12 protein-coding genes and 2 pseudogenes are annotated in these 16338 nt (G+C 71.0%); 8 read left to right on the top strand and 6 right to left on the bottom strand.

What is annotated here, in order from left to right; all coding sequences use genetic code 11:
- Nucleotides 1-130: 130 nt before the first annotated feature.
- The 5 genes from AB0M63_RS35395 to AB0M63_RS35375 are packed head-to-tail and all read right to left on the bottom strand — an operon-like array spanning nt 131 to nt 5675.
- Nucleotides 131-1441: a DUF58 domain-containing protein gene (locus tag AB0M63_RS35395; protein WP_366022198.1), complete on the bottom strand. Its 1311-nt coding sequence runs from the start codon at nt 1439-1441 to the stop codon at nt 131-133.
- On the bottom strand, nt 1441-2430 hold the full coding sequence (locus tag AB0M63_RS35390; protein ID WP_356059952.1) for a MoxR family ATPase: 990 nt from the start codon (nt 2428-2430) through the stop codon (nt 1441-1443). The genes AB0M63_RS35395 and AB0M63_RS35390 overlap by 1 nt, the downstream gene beginning before the upstream one ends.
- Nucleotides 2430-3623, bottom strand: coding sequence for a DUF4350 domain-containing protein (locus AB0M63_RS35385; protein ID WP_366022197.1), 1194 nt, complete (start codon nt 3621-3623; stop codon nt 2430-2432). Before AB0M63_RS35385 ends, AB0M63_RS35390 begins: the two co-directional genes overlap by 1 nt.
- Nucleotides 3620-4336, bottom strand: a complete 717-nt coding sequence (locus AB0M63_RS35380; RefSeq protein ID WP_366022196.1) for a DUF4129 domain-containing protein — start codon at nt 4334-4336, stop codon at nt 3620-3622. The genes AB0M63_RS35385 and AB0M63_RS35380 overlap by 4 nt, the downstream gene beginning before the upstream one ends.
- Before the next feature lie 4 nt (nt 4337-4340).
- Complete coding sequence (locus AB0M63_RS35375) at nt 4341-5675, bottom strand: hypothetical protein (RefSeq protein ID WP_366022195.1); 1335 nt, start codon at nt 5673-5675, stop codon at nt 4341-4343.
- Between the two features lie 140 nt (nt 5676-5815).
- Between AB0M63_RS35375 and mtnA the strand changes: the two genes are divergently transcribed.
- The 8 genes and pseudogenes from mtnA (at nt 5816) to AB0M63_RS35335 (ending at nt 15122) form a co-directional block, all read left to right on the top strand.
- Nucleotides 5816-6955, top strand: coding sequence for an S-methyl-5-thioribose-1-phosphate isomerase (mtnA, locus tag AB0M63_RS35370; RefSeq protein ID WP_366022194.1), 1140 nt, complete (start codon nt 5816-5818; stop codon nt 6953-6955).
- An 8-nt stretch (nt 6956-6963) separates the two neighbouring features.
- Nucleotides 6964-7653, top strand: coding sequence for a two-component system response regulator MtrA (mtrA, locus tag AB0M63_RS35365; RefSeq protein WP_187284748.1), 690 nt, complete (start codon nt 6964-6966; stop codon nt 7651-7653).
- 1 nt (nt 7654) lies between these two features.
- Entirely contained in the window at nt 7655-9739 is a 2085-nt protein-coding gene (mtrB, locus tag AB0M63_RS35360) for an MtrAB system histidine kinase MtrB (protein WP_366022193.1), read from the top strand.
- The gene (locus AB0M63_RS35355) at nt 9729-11567 is read left to right on the top strand and encodes an LpqB family beta-propeller domain-containing protein (RefSeq protein ID WP_366022192.1); all 1839 of its coding nucleotides are present in this window, start codon (nt 9729-9731) and stop codon (nt 11565-11567) included. Before mtrB ends, AB0M63_RS35355 begins: the two co-directional genes overlap by 11 nt.
- Before the next feature lie 204 nt (nt 11568-11771).
- Nucleotides 11772-12062: pseudogene (locus tag AB0M63_RS35350) on the top strand (ComF family protein); the annotation flags it as partial.
- Between the two features lie 552 nt (nt 12063-12614).
- Nucleotides 12615-13163 (top strand): annotated as a pseudogene (locus AB0M63_RS35345) (hypothetical protein); the annotation flags it as partial.
- 313 nt (nt 13164-13476) lie between these two features.
- Complete coding sequence (gene raiA / locus AB0M63_RS35340; RefSeq protein WP_355920411.1) at nt 13477-14169, top strand: ribosome-associated translation inhibitor RaiA; 693 nt, start codon at nt 13477-13479, stop codon at nt 14167-14169.
- A gap of 206 nt (nt 14170-14375) precedes the next feature.
- A complete protein-coding gene (locus AB0M63_RS35335) occupies nt 14376-15122 on the top strand; it encodes a response regulator transcription factor (protein ID WP_033287181.1) in 747 nt (248 codons plus the stop codon).
- 3 nt (nt 15123-15125) lie between these two features.
- On the opposite strand, the gene AB0M63_RS35330 is transcribed toward AB0M63_RS35335, so the two are convergent.
- Complete coding sequence (locus tag AB0M63_RS35330; RefSeq protein WP_366022191.1) at nt 15126-16301, bottom strand: crosslink repair DNA glycosylase YcaQ family protein; 1176 nt, start codon at nt 16299-16301, stop codon at nt 15126-15128.
- Nucleotides 16302-16338 lie beyond the last annotated feature (37 nt).

The following is a 16338-nucleotide window of genomic DNA, read 5'->3' as shown; positions in this document are numbered from 1 at the left end:
CTGCAGGGGGGACCCTGTGGGAGAGTAGGACGCCGCCGAACAAATATTGCGAAAACCCCCGTACCGTTAATTCGGTACGGGGGTTTTCTGCGTTTAAGGTGCCCTGCTTTTGCGAGCAGGGCACCTTTCCTTACAGACGTCCCGCACTCTTGAGTGCCAGATAGGCATCCGCCAAAGCCGGAGCGAGATCGTCCGGTGTCGCGTCAACGATGGTGACGCCATGCCGGCGGAGTTTTTCCGCGGTGTGGTCGCGCTCGGTCTGGGCGCGTGCAGCCGCTGCCGCCTCGTAGACCGCCTCCGTGTTTCCGCGTGCCATAGCCATGCGGGCGATGTGCGGATCTGCCACGGATGCCACCAGGACCGTATGGCGCTGCGTGAGTTGGGAGAGCACGGGAAGCAGGCCCTCTTCGACCGGGGCCGCGTCGAGGCTTGTCAGTAGGACGATCAGGGAGCGGCGCGGGGCTGTACGGATCGCGGTGGCTGCCAGGCCTCGGGCGTCTGTTTCGACGAGTTCCGGTTCGAGTGTCGCCATCGCGTTGACAAGGGACGGGAGTACGTCACGTGCTGTGCGGCCCTGTACGAGGGCGCGGACCCGGCGGTCGTAGGCGAGGAGGTCCACGCGGTCGCCGGCGCGGGACGCGAGGGCTGCCAGGAGCAGGGCGGCGTCCATGGAGGCGTCGAGGCGTGGGGCGTCGCCGACACGGCCTGCCGCGGTGCGGCCGGTGTCGAGGACCAGGAGGATGTGGCGGTCGCGTTCGGGGCGCCAGGTGCGTACCGCGACCGTCGTTTGGCGGGCTGTGGCGCGCCAGTCGATGGAGCGGGTGTCGTCGCCGGGGACGTATTCGCGCAGGCTGTCGAATTCTGTACCTTCGCCGCGGGTCAGCACGCTGGTGCGGCCGTCGAGTTCGCGCAGGCGGGCGAGCTTCGACGGGAGGTGCTTGCGGCTGGTGAAGGGCGGCAGGACGCGTACTGCCCAGGGGGCCATGTGGGTGCCCTGGCGGGTGAGGAGGCCGAGGGGGCCGTAGGAACGGATCGTCACTCGGTCTGTGTGGCGGTCGCCGCGGCGGGTGGGGCGTAGGCGGGTGGTGAGGCGGCGGCGTTCGCCGGGTGGGACTGCCAGGCGGTGGCGGGATGCGGCGAACTCCGTGCCGGGGAGCCAGCTACTGGGGGGCCAGGCGTCGCGGATGCGGGCTCGTAGCAGGCGGCGGGACGGGTTGGTGACCGTCAGCGTGACGTCGGCGGATTCGCCGAGACGTACGGATGTGTCGCCGGAGCGGGTCAGGCTCAGGCGGCGTACGGGAGCGGCCAGGGCGAAGTCGCAGGCGCAGGCCACCGCCAGAGGTGCGTTGACGGCCAGGATGCCTGTCCAGCCCGGTTCCCAGATGCCTACGGGGAGGGAGCCCAGGGCTGCGAGGAGGGCGGCGCGGCCGGTGAGGGCCATCAGCGGGGGACCGGGACGTGGGCGAGGATCGCGTTGATGACGGAGTCCGCCGTCACGCCCTCCATCTCGGCCTCGGGGCGCAGTTGTACGCGGTGGCGGAGGGTGGGGAGTGCCAGGGCCTTCACGTCGTCGGGGATGACGTAGTCGCGGCCTGTGAGCCAGGCCCACGCGCGCGAGGTCGCCAGGAGGGCGGTTGCGCCGCGCGGGGACACGCCGAGGGTGAGTGACGGTGATTCGCGGGTGGCGCGGCAGATGTCGACCACGTAGGCGGTGATCTCGGGGGAGATCGTCGTCTTGGCGACCGCGGCGCGGGCTGCTTCGAGGTCGGCCGGGCCCGCTACGGGGCGTAGGCCGGCGGCGTGCAGGTCGCGTGGGTTGAAGCCCTCGGAGTGGCGGGTGAGGACGTCGATCTCGTCCTGGCGGGAGGGGAGGGGGATCGTCAGTTTGAGGAGGAAGCGGTCGAGTTGGGCCTCGGGGAGGGGATACGTGCCCTCGTACTCGACGGGGTTCTGAGTCGCGGCGACCAGGAACGGGTCGGGGAGCGGGCGAGCGGTGCCGTCGACCGTGACCTGGCGTTCCTCCATCGCTTCGAGGAGGGATGACTGGGTCTTCGGAGGGGTGCGGTTGATCTCGTCCGCGAGGAGGAGGTTGGTGAAGACCGGGCCGGGCTGGAAGCGGAACTCGGCGGAGCGTGTGTCGTAGACCAGGGAGCCGGTGACGTCGCTCGGCATCAGGTCCGGGGTGAACTGGATGCGCTTGGTGTCCAGTTCGAGTGCGGATGCGAGGGCGCGGACGAGCAACGTTTTGGCGACTCCAGGGACTCCTTCTAGGAGAACGTGTCCGCGGCAGAGGAGGGCGACGACGAGGCCGGTCACGGCGGGGTCCTGGCCGACCACGGCTTTGGCGATCTCGGCTCGCAGGGATTCGAGGGAGGCTCGGGCGGTGCCCGGATTCCCCGTATACCCGGCGTTGTCAGTGGTCGGGTCCATCATGAACGGCGTACCTCTCTTTCGAGGGCGTCGAGTTGGTCGGCAAGTGCGATGAGGGCCGCGTCGTCGCTGGGCGGCGGGCCGAAGAGGAGGGGGTGCAGGGTCTGTCCGTCGCCGTGGAGGTGGGCGGAGAGCGCGGGGAGCAGGGCTTCGGGCGCGTGCGCCTGGGAGACGGGGACGCCTACGAGGGGGGTGAGGCGAGTGCGGGTGGTGGAGCGCAGGGCGTTGGCCGCGCGGTCGCGGGCGTTGGCTTTGCGGTAGAGGCGGGCGCGGCCTTCGACGGTTTCGGAGGCGCGGATCGCCACGGGGAGTTTTTCGGGCACCAGGGGGCCGAGTCGGCGTGCCCGCCACAGGGCGGCCAGGGCTGCCGCGATGAACAGTTGCAGGGTGCCCCAGAGCCAGCCCGAGGGGAGCAGGTCGAAGAAGCTCTGGCCGCCGGAGTCTGTGGCCGAGATGTCGGACAGCGAGGGGAGGTACCAGACCAGATGGGGGCGCGAGCCGAGGAGCTGGAGGGCGAGCGAGGCGTTGCCCTGCTTGTCGAGACGCTTGTTGAAGAAGATGTCGGGCGAGCCGATGACGACGGTGTCGCCGCCCCCGGACGCGTCCGGGAGCCGGAGCAGGGTTGGCCTGCCGTCGCTGGGGTAGCACTCGTCGGCGTCGGTGGCGGTGGTCCTGTACCGGTAGTCGCCGGTCTCCGCGTCGCCCGCGCGCTGGGCCGCGGGCATCGAGCAGTCCGGGGAGAGAGCCGAGTCGAAGCCGGCCCCGGAGTCCGCGGTGACCTCGGGAGCGAGCCGGTCCAGGGACGCGGACCCGGGGGCGACGAGGACCGTACGGCTGCCGGAGTCCGCGAACGCCGAGTGCAGGCTGGACTGTTGACGCTTGGTCAGCAGGTCCGGGACGGCGACCAGGAGGGTGGTGTCCGGGCCGGTCGCCGCGCGGGCCTGGGACAGGGTCGAGACCACGCGCGTGGACACGCCCCGGTCGCCGAGGAGTTCGGCTACGGCGCGGCTGCCGTAGGGGTCGGCGGAGCGCGGGTCGAGGTCGCCGTGCCGGGCGTCGGAGCGGATCGCGGCGATCGCCACGGCGGCCGCGAGGAGGATCACGAGCGCGAGGACGATGCCACGCGCGCGGGTCCACACCTGGCGGGCGGTCGGCGAGGCCGAGGTGGCGGGAAGCGTCGCCTCCGTGGTCATTCGGCGGCCCCCTGGCTGGTGTGGTGGGCCGTGCTGTGGGCGCTGCTCGTGAGGACGGGCCTGGCCCGCTCCAGGTCGTGGTCGAGTTCGGCGATGCGGCGGTACGACTGCTCGCTCGCGTCGCGTCCGCCGTACGTCACGTCGTCGAAGTGCCCGGCGGCGGCGCGCAGTTCGTCCGTGTGGGACGGAAGTGCGCGGCCGGCTTCGGCGACTGCCTCGTCGGCTGTGCGGCCGGGGCGGGCGTCGAGCAGGGCGCGTTCCTCCAGGGCGCGGACGATGGCACGCATGCGTTCCTGCACGGCGGGGTTCCAGTGTCCCTGGGCGGCGTGCGCCTCGGCGGCCGAGCGGTGTTCGGCGGCACTTCGGGGGCCGTCCTCGAACAGGGGGGCGGCGGAGGCGGGTTGGCGGCGCGGGGTGCCGAGGCGCCACCACAGGGCGGCCCCGACCGCGAGGACGGCCAGGATGACGACGAGCAGGCCGACTGCGCCGCCGGGCGTCGCCCCGGAAGCGGAGTCGAACAACTTGCCGATCCAGCGCCAGACGGCGTCCAGGGCCCGCTGCACCAGGCTGGGGTCGTTCTCGTGGTACATCTGCTTGGACAGTTCACGCCGGGCCGCCTCCCGCGCGGGGTCGCGCGGGATCGTCACCGGCGGTTCGTCCCCCGAGAGGGCCGACGACCGTACGGCTGTGAGCACTCCCCCCGCCAGGTTCACCGCATCAACTCCCCGGGGTGGGGCCGTGCGCGGCGGTGCCGTAGTCCTGGACGCCGGCGGCGCGGGCCAGGTCGAGGTCGAGGGCCTCGCGGCGGATGCGCTGGTCGATGTACAGGAGCACGGTGACGCCCGCCGTGATCGGGAACGCGATCATGCGGCCGATCACCGAGCCGAGACCGCTGATGATGAGAAACGTCCAGCCGACGTCGCCGGTGCCGTCGACGAGGCCGCCGAGGCCGTCGCCGCTCAACAGCCCCGCGATGAAGGCGAACGGGATCACGAGGATGGACGACAGGATGCTCGCGATGATCTGGGCGAGCAGCTGGATGCCGAAGATCCGCCACCAGGAGCCGCGCACCAGCTTCGCGGAGCGGCTCATCGACTTCACGATGCCCTGCTTCTCCAGCATCAGCGCAGGCGAGGCGAGCGAGAAGCGGATCGCCAGCCAGAGGGTGACGACGCAGCCGGCGAGGCCGCCGAAGACGGCGAGCGCGATGCCCGCGTCCTGGGATCCCGTGACGGCCACGATGATGCCGGGCACGGTGGGGACGCCGATCAGGACGAGAGCCATGAGGATCAGCAGGCAGATCAGGCCGAACAGCTTGAGGACCTGGGGCCGGGCGTCGCGCCAGGCTTCTCCGGCGGTCACCGGCTTGCCGAGCACGGCGCGGCTGGTGACCGTGGTGAGCAGGGCGGTGGCGACGACGGTGCCGATGAGGACGACCAGGTAGACGACGCCGGTGCTGAGGAAGGCCTCGCTCATCGCGCGGGTCACTTCGGAGGTGCTGGCGTTCGGGTCGTCGAGGGCCTGGGTGCTGGCGAGGTCGTTGAAGGCGAAGCCCTGGACCAGGACGACGATGGTCTGCATGACGACCGCGACGGTGAGGGAGACACCCAGGACCGTGCGCCAGTAGGTGCGCATGGTGGAGACGGCGCCGTCGAGGATCTCGCCCACTCCGAGCGGGCGGAGCGGGATGACGCCGGGCTTGGCCGCGGGCGGGGGACCGCCCCAGCCGGCTCCCCAGCCGGGGGCGCCGTAACCGCCGGGTCCGCCATAGCCTCCGTAGCCCCCAGGACCGCCGGGGCCCGGCGGGCCGCCGGGGTGGCCGCCGCCCCAGCCCGGGCCTGGCGGCGGGGGCGGCGGTGCCTGGCCCGGGCCCGGGGCGCTGGTGGGCGCGGACCACTGGCCGGGTGGCGGCTGCTCCTTGGACCATGTCGGGCCGGGGCCCGACGGGTCTGCGCCCGGCTGGTCCGCGGGTTCGGCGGGATCGGACGCGCCGGGCTCGGGCCCGTCGGGCGGGGCGGATCCGGGCGAGGCCCAGCCCGGAGTGTCGTTCATCGTCGCTCCTTCACGGTGCCCGTCCGCGGGCGCGGCGGCAGGTTGGCAGCCATCGTGCCATGGGGTGGTCGAGCGGTGACCGGCCGCGGTATCCGCTGCGCACCTTCAATTGTCCGCCGGATACGGGGCAGACTGACCGCATGGCTGATCAGTACGCGCAATCCGGCGAGGACGGCCGGCCGACCGAGATACCCGCGATCCGCTGGGACGAGCCCCCCGAGGGCCCTGTGCTCGTCCTTCTCGACCAGACCAGGCTGCCGACCGAGGAGGTCGAGCTGGTGTGCACGGACGCGTCCGCGCTGGTGGACGCGATCCGTTCGCTGGCGGTGCGCGGGGCGCCGCTGCTCGGCATCGCCGGGGCGTACGGCGTCGCGCTCGCCGCCGCGCGGGGCTTCGACGTGGACGAGGCCGCGCTCGCGCTGGCGGGTGCCCGCCCCACGGCGGTGAACTTGTCCGTCGGCGTGCGCAGGGCCCAGGCCGCGCACCGTGACGCGGTGGCCAAGGGAGGTGGCCCCGAGCAGGCGGCCGGGGCCGCGCTGGCCGCCGCGCGGCGGCTTCACCGGGAGGACGCCGAGGCCAGCACACGGATGGCCGCGCACGGACTGGCCCTGCTGGACGAGCTGTTGCCCGGCGGCGGGCACCGGATTCTGACGCACTGCAACACCGGGGCGCTGGTGTCCGGCGGCGAGGGTACGGCGTTCGCGGTGGCGCTCGCGGCGCATCGGGAGGGGCGGTTGAGGCGGCTGTGGGTGGACGAAACGCGTCCATTGCTGCAAGGTGCTCGCCTGACGGCGTATGAGGCGGCGCGCAACGGTATGGCGTACACCTTGCTCACGGACAACGCGGCGGGCTCATTGTTCGCGGCCGGGGAGGTGGACGCGGTACTCATCGGGGCGGACCGGATCGCCGCCGACGGTTCGGTGGCGAACAAGGTGGGGAGCTATCCGCTCGCCGTGCTCGCCCGGTACCACCATGTGCCGTTCATCGTGGTGGCGCCGGTGACGACGGTGGATCCGGAGACCCCGGACGGTGCGTCCATCGAGGTGGAGCAGCGTCCCGGGTTCGAAGTGACGGAGGTCACATCACCCCAGGTGACGATGTCGGGAGCGGGAGGCGGGATTCCGGTGGCACCCCTGGGGACCCAGGCGTACAACCCGGCGTTCGACGTGACGCCTCCCGAGCTGGTGACAGCGATCGTCACCGAAGAAGGCGCTGTTTCGCCCGTGACGGCGGAGGCGCTCGCAGAGCTGTGTGACAGGTCACGACAGGTAACGATTTAGTTAATGGGATGATGTCGTTTATGAAGGGACGAGTCCTTGTCGTCGATGACGACACCGCACTGGCCGAGATGCTCGGCATTGTGTTGCGTGGTGAAGGTTTTGAGCCGTCTTTCGTAGCCGACGGCGACAAGGCGCTGGCCGCTTTCCGTGAGAGCAAGCCCGACCTGGTGCTCCTGGACCTGATGCTGCCTGGACGGGACGGTATCGAGGTGTGCCGCCTGATCAGGGCGGAGTCCGGGGTGCCGATCGTGATGCTCACGGCGAAGAGCGACACCGTCGATGTCGTGGTGGGCCTGGAGTCGGGCGCTGACGACTACATCGTGAAGCCGTTCAAGCCGAAGGAGCTGGTCGCCCGGATCCGGGCGCGGCTGCGGCGGTCCGAGGAGCCGGCGCCCGAGCAGCTCGCCATAGGCGATCTGGTCATCGATGTGGCCGGTCACTCCGTGAAGCGGGACGGGCAGTCGATCGCCCTGACGCCGCTGGAGTTCGACCTGCTGGTCGCGCTGGCCCGCAAGCCGTGGCAGGTGTTCACGCGTGAGGTGCTCCTGGAGCAGGTCTGGGGATACCGGCACGCCGCTGACACCCGGCTGGTCAACGTGCATGTCCAGCGGCTGCGTTCCAAGGTCGAGAAGGACCCGGAGCGGCCGGAGATCGTGGTGACCGTCCGCGGGGTCGGTTACAAGGCGGGACCGAGCTGACATGTCCAGGGACAGTGCCGCTTCGGCGCCCGGGGGGTCCGGGGCCCGCGCGGGGCGGCCTGTCGGCCGGAAGGCGGCCGGCTCCCGCTGGGGGCGCCTGCTGGAGGGCGGGCTGCTGCAGGGCGGGGTCCAGGGCAGCCCGGTCCTGCGCCTGTTCATGCGCTGGGTGCGCCGGCCGCTGCTGCCGGTCATGCGGCTGTGGCGGCGCAACATCCAGCTCAAGGTCGTCGCCACGACCCTGCTGATGTCGCTGGGCGTCGTCCTGCTGCTGGGCTTCGTCGTCATCGGCCAGGTGCGCAACGGTCTGCTGGATGCCAAGGTGAAGGCCTCCCAGAGCCAGGCCACGGGCGGGTTCGCCGTGGCCAAACAGAAGGCCGACGAGGCGAACAGCGGGACGACGGACGACGGGTCCGCGACCGACGGCGGCCCCTCGCAGAACGTCATCTCATGGATGAGCGACCTCGTGTCGTCGCTGTCCAGCGGCGGCCAGGGCGCCTTCGACGTGGTGACGCTGCCGGCGGGCGCGGACAGCGGTGGTGGACGCAGTCCGCGTGGTTCCGGGTACGTCGACCCGTCCGCGAGCGTGCCGGAAGACCTGCGCGCGCGGGTCAACGACCGTACGACGGCGGCCCAGAGCTACACCCGCATCATCTACAGCAACGGCAAGGAGTCCCAGCCGGCGCTGGTCGTGGGCAAGCAGGTCAACGACCCGAACGGCGATCCGTACCAGTTGTACTACCTCTTCCCGCTCACCCAGGAGGAGAAGTCCCTCAGCCTGGTCAAGGGAACCCTCGCCACGGCCGGGCTCTTCGTCGTCGTACTCCTCGGGGCCATCGCCTGGCTCGTGGTGCGGCAGGTCGTCACGCCGGTGCGGATGGCCGCCGGGATCGCCGAGCGGCTCTCCGCCGGGCGGCTGCAGGAGCGGATGAAGGTCACCGGCGAGGACGACATCGCGCGGCTCGGCGAGGCCTTCAACAAGATGGCGCAGAACCTCCAGTTGAAGATCCAGCAGCTGGAGGACCTGTCGCGGATGCAGCGGCGGTTCGTGTCGGACGTGTCGCACGAGCTGCGGACGCCGCTGACGACCGTACGGATGGCCGCCGATGTCATCCATGACGCGCGCGTGGACTTCGATCCGATGACCGCGCGGTCGGCCGAATTGCTGGCAGACCAGTTGGACCGGTTCGAGACGCTGCTCGCGGACCTGCTGGAGATCAGCCGGTTCGACGCGGGCGCGGCGGCCCTGGAGGCCGAGCCGATAGACCTCAGGGAGGTCGTACGGCGGGTTCTCAGCGGCGCCGAGCCGCTGGCCGAGCGCAAGGGCACGCGGATACGGGTCGTCGGCGACCAGCAGCCCGTGGTCGCCGAGGCCGATGCCCGGCGGGTGGAGCGGGTGCTGCGCAATCTCGTCGTCAACGCCGTGGAGCACGGCGACGGCAAGGACGTCATAGTCAAGCTCGCCACCGCGGGCGGGGCGGTCGCCATCGCGGTGCGCGACTACGGGGTGGGGCTCAAGCCCGGTGAGGCGACCCGGGTGTTCAGCCGCTTCTGGCGGGCGGACCCGGCACGCGCGCGTACCACCGGTGGTACGGGGCTGGGGCTGTCCATCGCCCTGGAGGACGCGCGGCTGCACGGCGGTTGGTTGCAGGCGTGGGGTGAGCCGGGCGGCGGTTCGCAGTTCCGGCTGACGCTGCCGAGGACCGCGGACGAACCGCTGCGGGGCTCGCCGATACCCCTGGAGCCCAAGGACTCACGCCGTAATCGTGGACTTAATGACGCCGGGTTGCCGAGCGGGGGCGGGGACAAGAGCGCGACGGTGCCGGTGCAGTCCATGGGTGACCAGGTGCCGCCGATATCCGCGCGGAACCCGATCGCCCCGAGGCTGACCGGCGCGACGCCCACCGCGGACCCGACGGCGCTGCCCGGCAACGGCGCGCGTGTGGTGCCCCGGCCGACCGGTGGCACACGGCGGCAGGAGGACCGGCCCCCGGAGGACACACCTCGTGGTGACAGCGCGAGCGGCGCGGACTCGGCCACCGCCCCGGAGGAATCGACCAGGCAAGGGGAGGCATCTCGTGGGCGCTGACCGCGAGGGGGGCGCCCGGCGGAAGCCGGCACGCGCGGTGGCGTACATCGCGTGTGGCGTCGTAGTGCTGGCGGGATGTGCCTCGATGCCCGACAGCGGGGACCTCCGTGGTGTCGAGTCGACGCCGCGACAGGACACCCAGGTGCGGGTCTTCGCGATGCCGCCCCAGGAGGACGCGTCGCAGGCGGAGATCGTGCAGGGCTTCCTGGAGGCGCTGACCAGCGACGATCCGAACTTCAAGACGGCACGCATGTACCTGACCGCCAAGGCGGCGCGGGACTGGCAGCCGGACCTGTCCACCACGGTGCTCGCCGGCGGGCCGAGCACGGAGGCCGTCCGTGCCCCCGGCGGCCAGGAGGACACCGACACCTTCACGTACACCCTGACCGGCGAACAGGTCGCCACGGTGGACGCTCAGCAGGCGTACGCGCCGGCTGACGGGCGGTACAGCCAGCGGGTGCATCTGACGAAGGACGCCAAGAGCGGGCAGTGGCGCATCGACGCGCTGCCGCAGGGCGTCGTCATGGGCAACTCGGACTTCCAGCGCAACTACATGTCGGTCAACAAGTACTACTTCGCGTCGAACACGTCGGCCGGGTCGACCTCACAGCCGATCGCGGTGGCGGACCCCGTGTTCGTACGGCGACGGGTGGACCCCATGACGCAGATGGTGCGTTCGCTCCTCGACGGGCCCACGAGCTGGCTCGGGCCCGTGGTCAGGTCGAGCTTCCCCACCGGGACGGCGCTGCGGAAGGGCGTCACCTCGCTGACGCCCGACGACCAGAACAAACTGACGGTCCCGTTGAACCAGAGCGCCTCGCGGGTGGGGCTGGCCCGGTGCAACGAGATGGCCACACAGATCCTCTACACGCTTCAGACCATGACGCCCACCGTGGACAAGGTCGAGCTGCAGGCTGCCAACGGCGCCCAGTTGTGCGTGCTCCGCGAGAGCGACGCGAAGGGTCTTGCCGCGCACGGCCCCATAAAGCACCCCGAGTACCTGTACTTCCTCGACGACAAGCACCGGCTGGTGCGGATCTCCAGCGAAGGCAGGGGTACGCACGCCGATCCGGTGCCGGGTGCGCTGGGCGCGGGCGACAAGCAGCTGCGGTCCGTGGCGGTGTCGAGGGACGAGGAGACCGCGGCCGGGGTCGGTCTCGACGGGAAGTCGCTCTACGTCGGGTCGCTGGTGTCGGGCGCGTCGCTCGGGGACCCCGTACTCACCAGCCAGGGCAAGACCGAGGACGACCGGCTGACGGCTCCGAGCTGGGACGCGCAGGGCGACCTGTGGGTGGCCGACCGGAACCCGAAGAACCCCCGGCTGTTCCTGCTGCAGAAGGGCGCCGGCCAGCCGATCTCGGTGGAGACGCTCGGGCTGGACGGCCGTATCGAGTCGGTGCGGGTGGCCGCCGACGGGGTGCGGATCGCGCTCGTCGTGGAGAAGAACGGCAAGCGGTCCCTGTTCATCGGGCGGATCCAGCGGAGCGGGGCGACCGGTGAGCAGCCGGTGGTGTCGGTCCTCGAACTGCGTTCCGCCACCCCGGACTTGGAGGAGATCACCGCCATGTCGTGGGCCGGGGACAGCAGGCTCGTGGTGGTGGGCCGCGAGCAGGAGGGCGTTCTCCAGATGCGGTACGTCCAGGTCGACGGCTCCACACCGGAGGGCCCGGCGCCCGCTGCCCTGACCGGAGTGAAGGAGATCGCCGCGTCCGAGGACGACAAGCTGCCGCTGGTGGCCTACTCGGAGGACGGGATCGTCCGGCTGCCCACCGGGGCGCAGTGGCAGAAGGTCGTCAAGGTGGGGTCGGCGCCGGTCTATCCGGGGTGAGGCGCTCAGGTGACGCGTTGAGGTGAGGGATGCACAAGCGGCCGTCTCCGGCCGGGCCGAGGCCTGACGGAGGCGGCCGTTCGCGTGTTCCGGGACGGTCGTCCACTCGTGTGGGGGACGCGCTCGGACGGTGGCGTCGCGTTGTCCACAGGCGGTTGTCCACAGGGGTGGCCGGTCGGCGAGGGCGTTGGCACAGTGGTGGGCATGCGGGGGTGGTTGCGGGACCTCACGGATCTGGTGCTGCCGGCCGAGTGCGGAGGCTGCGGGAGGCCTCGCACGGTGCTCTGCCCAGAGTGCCGTGCCGCCCTTGACGGGGCCGTACCGAGCCGGGTGCGGCCGATGCCCGAGCCGTCCGGGCTGCCGGCGACGTATGCGGCGGCTCCCTATGCGGACGAGGTGCGCGCGATGCTCCTCGCCCACAAGGAACGAGGCGCACTGGCCCTCGCAGGGCCACTGGGCGCGGCTCTGGCGGGCGCTGTGCGGGCGGGGCTCCGGGAGTGCCGGACGGACGGGTTCGGGGCTGTGGTGGGGCCGGGTGGGGGCTTGACGGGGGTGGGTGGGGCACTGGCTGGGACGGGCGGGGGCTTGGTGCCGGGATTTCGGGAGCTTGGAGAGCTGGGGGAGGAGGGTGACGGGGGTATCGGGGAGGACGGGCATGGTGGGGCTGGGGGTGCGGTAGTGCCTTGGGAGCGGGGTGCGGGAGCTGCCCGGGCCGATGGTGAGGGGGTGGGGTTGTCAGGGGGTGCGGTGCCTTACGGCGGGACGGGTGCGCGGTCGGCGGCCGAGGGGATCGGTGTGGTGGGAGACCGGACCGCCTGGGGTGGGCGACAGTCGCAGGGTGCCGCGTGTCAGCCGGATCCGGCGGCAGCCGAGGGGCTCACTGCGATGCGGGAGCGGTCGGCGCAGGCCCGGCGACAGCTGCCGGGCGACTGGTGCCAGCCGGAACCAGCGCGGGCCGGACAGGCGCGGCGGCGTCAAGCAGATCGGGCTCCGGCGGGGCGGCAGGAGTACGTCGGCCAGGTTCGGCCCCGGAGTGACGGTGCGGTGCCGGTGCTGCTCGTTCCCGTGCCCTCGGCGCGTGGCTCCGTGCGGGCCCGTGGGCATGATCCGGCGCGGCGGATCGCGTTGGCGGCGGCGGGGGAGTTGCGGCGGACCGGGACGCCGGCCCGGGTGGTGGCGGTGTTGCGGCAGCGTCGGTGGGTGGCCGACCAGTCGGGGCTCAACTCCTGGGAGCGGCTGGACAATCTCGCCGGCGCGCTGGAGGTGGTCGCGGGTGGTGTCCGGTTGCTCGGCGGTGGCCCGGTGGTGCTCGTCGACGACCTGATGACGACCGGGGCCTCCTTGAGGGAGGCGGCGCGTGCCGTGCGTGCGGCGATCACATGTGGTGGCACGGACGGGACAGTTGGCGCGGCTTCGGCCGTGTACCCGCGCGTGTCCCGGGAAGGCAGAGGGGAACACAGAGAGAGATCAATGGAGAACGGGAGGAACATGGCACTCAGTGCACCGGGAATCGTGGATGTGAACGGCCCAGGTGACGTGATCTGCGCAGCGGTGATCGGGGCGTCGCCGGATTCCTTCGAAATAAACCGGAACTGACCGCGAACTTGCGTCGTTGCAGGTAGTCAGAGGGTCAATTCACCTGAACGGAGGTACGCCGCGGTAGAGGGTGACGACATCCGTCCGGGCGAGATATGTTCGGTTGTGAGAGAAAGGCGCAGGCCGCACCTCTCCTATCCGAATGCCGTGTCGCGGGTTTTCTGCAATCACCCGCGGCCATGGGGTGGAGATCTTGCCCATGGGGGAGGAGGAGGTGGAAGTCACCGAGTCCGAGGTTCCGGGGTGACCGGAGCCTGGTGCAAAAGGGAGACGCTCCGCAGCGAAGCGGAGCGATCCGGGAACGGAGTTCTGCGTGGACATCGTCGTCAAGGGCCGCAAGACCGAGGTGCCCGAGCGGTTCCGCAAGCACGTGGCCGAGAAGCTGAAGCTGGAGAAGATCCAGAAGCTCGACGGCAAGGTGATCAGCCTCGACGTCGAGGTGTCCAAGGAGCCCAACCCCCGACAGGCCGACCGTTGCGACCGAGTGGAGATCACGCTCCGCTCCCGCGGTCCGGTGATCCGGGCGGAGGCATCGGCCAACGATCCGTACGCGGCGCTCGATCTCGCGGCGGAGAAGCTGGATGCCCGGCTGCGCAAGGAGCACGACAAGCGTCACACGCGCCGCGGTGTCCGCCGGCTCACGGCCGCCGAGGTCCCGGACCACGTCCCGGGCGCGGCGACGCTCAACGGCAACGGCCACGCCGTCCAGGACGAGCAGTCGGACGGTGTGCCCACGAAGAAGATCGGCTCGCTGGAAGTAAAGGGCGAAGGCCCGCTCATCGTCCGCGAGAAGACCCACGTCGCCTCTCCGATGTCCCTCGACCAGGCCCTCTACGAGATGGAACTGGTCGGACACGACTTCTACCTGTTCGTCGACTCCGAGACCAAGGAGCCGAGCGTCGTCTACCGACGGCACGCCTACGACTACGGCGTCATCCACCTCAGCACGGACCCCATGGTCACGGGGGCGCAACCGCCCGCGGCAGGCGGCACGTTGGGCGGCTGACCCGCCCGCCCGACAGGTGAGCAGGTGCCCCTGGAGCGCGTGTGCGCCCCCAGGGGCACCGGTGTGCGACCACTTCGCGCCCCGCTCCGTGACCGCACGGCCGTCCGGGCATGGAATCATGGCCGTACAGGGCCCAACCGGTGGGCCGCTGCCTTGGGTTGGCGATGGCGCAGGACCACGGGCCACAGCCTTCAGGGGGAGGAACGATGGCGGACAGCTTCGGACCGATGCATGTCGGGGATGCCGACGGCGGCGTCGTCGGCATGGGCCCGGAAGCGGGCTCGACACGCAAGGAGCCGATCAGAGTCCTTGTCGTGGACGACCACGCCCTCTTCCGCCGAGGCCTGGAGATCGTGCTCGCGGCCGAGGAGGACATCCAGGTCGTCGGGGAGGCGGGGGACGGCGCCGAGGCCGTGGACAAGGCCGCGGATCTGCTGCCGGACATCGTCCTGATGGACGTACGGATGCCGAAGCGGGGCGGTATCGAGGCGTGCACCTCCATCAAGGAGGTGGCGCCCAGCGCGAAGATCATCATGCTGACGATCAGCGATGAGGAGGCCGATCTCTACGACGCCATCAAGGCGGGCGCGACGGGATATCTCCTCAAGGAGATCTCGACCGACGAGGTGGCCACCGCCATTCGCGCCGTGGCCGACGGACAGTCGCAGATCAGCCCTTCCATGGCGTCGAAACTGCTCACCGAGTTCAAGTCGATGATCCAGCGCACCGACGAGCGTCGGCTGGTGCCCGCGCCCCGGCTCACCGACCGTGAGCTGGAGGTTCTCAAACTCGTCGCCACCGGCATGAACAACCGTGATATCGCCAAGCAGTTGTTCATCTCCGAGAACACCGTGAAGAACCACGTCCGCAACATCCTGGAGAAGCTGCAACTGCACTCCAGGATGGAAGCGGTGGTCTACGCGATGCGGGAGAAGATCCTGGAGATCCGCTGATCCTCACGCCAGGAGACGGACGAGTTCCCTGGCGAGGGGTGCGCGCAGCTCGGGGGCGTCCACCCGCTCCACGCGTACGTCCGTGCAGTCCACCCAGCTCGCGGCCTCGACCAGGGCCTGGGCCACGGACGGGACGGCCTTCGCGCCGTCCAGGGTGACCTGTTTGGCCACCAGGGTGCGGCCCTCACGGGCCGGGTCGACGCGGCCGACCAGTCGGCCGCCGGCGAGGACCGGCATCGCGAAGTAGCCGTGGATCCGCTTCGGTTTGGGGACGTAGGCCTCCAGGCGGTGGGTGAAGCCGAAGATCCGCTCCGTGCGCGCCCGCTCCCAGATCAGGGAGTCGAACGGGGACAGGAGTGTGGTGCGGTGGCGGCCGCGCGGAGGTGTCTCCAGGGCCGCCGGGTCCGCCCAGGCCGGCTTGCCCCAGCCCTCGACCGTGACCGGGACCAGGCCCGAGTCGGCGATCACCGCGTCGACCTGCTCGCCCTTGAGCCGGTGGTAGTCGGCGATGTCCGCGCGCGTGCCGACGCCCAGTGAACGGCCCGCCAGGCCGACCAGACGGCGAAGGCACTCCGTGTCATCCAACTCGTCGTGCAGCAGCGGGTCCGGGATCGCGCGCTCGGCGAGGTCGTACACCCGCTTCCAGCCGCGCCGCTCCACGCACACCACCTCGCCGTACATCAGCGCGCGCTCCACGGCGACCTTGGCGCCGGACCAGTCCCACCACTCGCTGGTGCGCTTGGCCCCGCCCAACTCCGTTGAGGTGAGGGGGCCTTCGGCGCGGAGCTGCTTGACGACCTGGTCGTAGGTGCCGTCCGGGAGGTCGTGGTTCCAGTGCGGGCGGGCTCGGTAGGCGCGGCGGCGGAAGGCGAAGTGCGGCCACTCCTCCACAGGGAGGATGCAGGCGGCGTGGGACCAGTACTCGAAGGCGTGGGTCTGCGTCCAGTACGCGTCCTCGACCGTCCTGCGGGGGACGGCGCCGAGGCGGGCGTACGGGATGAGTTCGTGGGAGCGGGCGAGGACCGAGATGGTGTCGAGCTGGACCGCGCCGAGATGGCGGAGCACACCGCGCACGCCCCCGCGGCGGTCGGGAACGCCGAGGAAACCCTGTGCGCGCAGGGCGATTCGGCGGGCGTCGTCTGCCGACAGTTCGGTCGTGGGGCGCGGGGCACTCGTCATGTCTCCGCACGATAGAGGGTGCCACTGACAACGCGGG

The organism is Streptomyces sp. NPDC051576, assembly GCF_040681835.1.
GTDB lineage: Bacteria > Actinomycetota > Actinomycetes > Streptomycetales > Streptomycetaceae > Streptomyces.
This window is presented reverse-complemented; position numbering and strand designations above follow the sequence as displayed.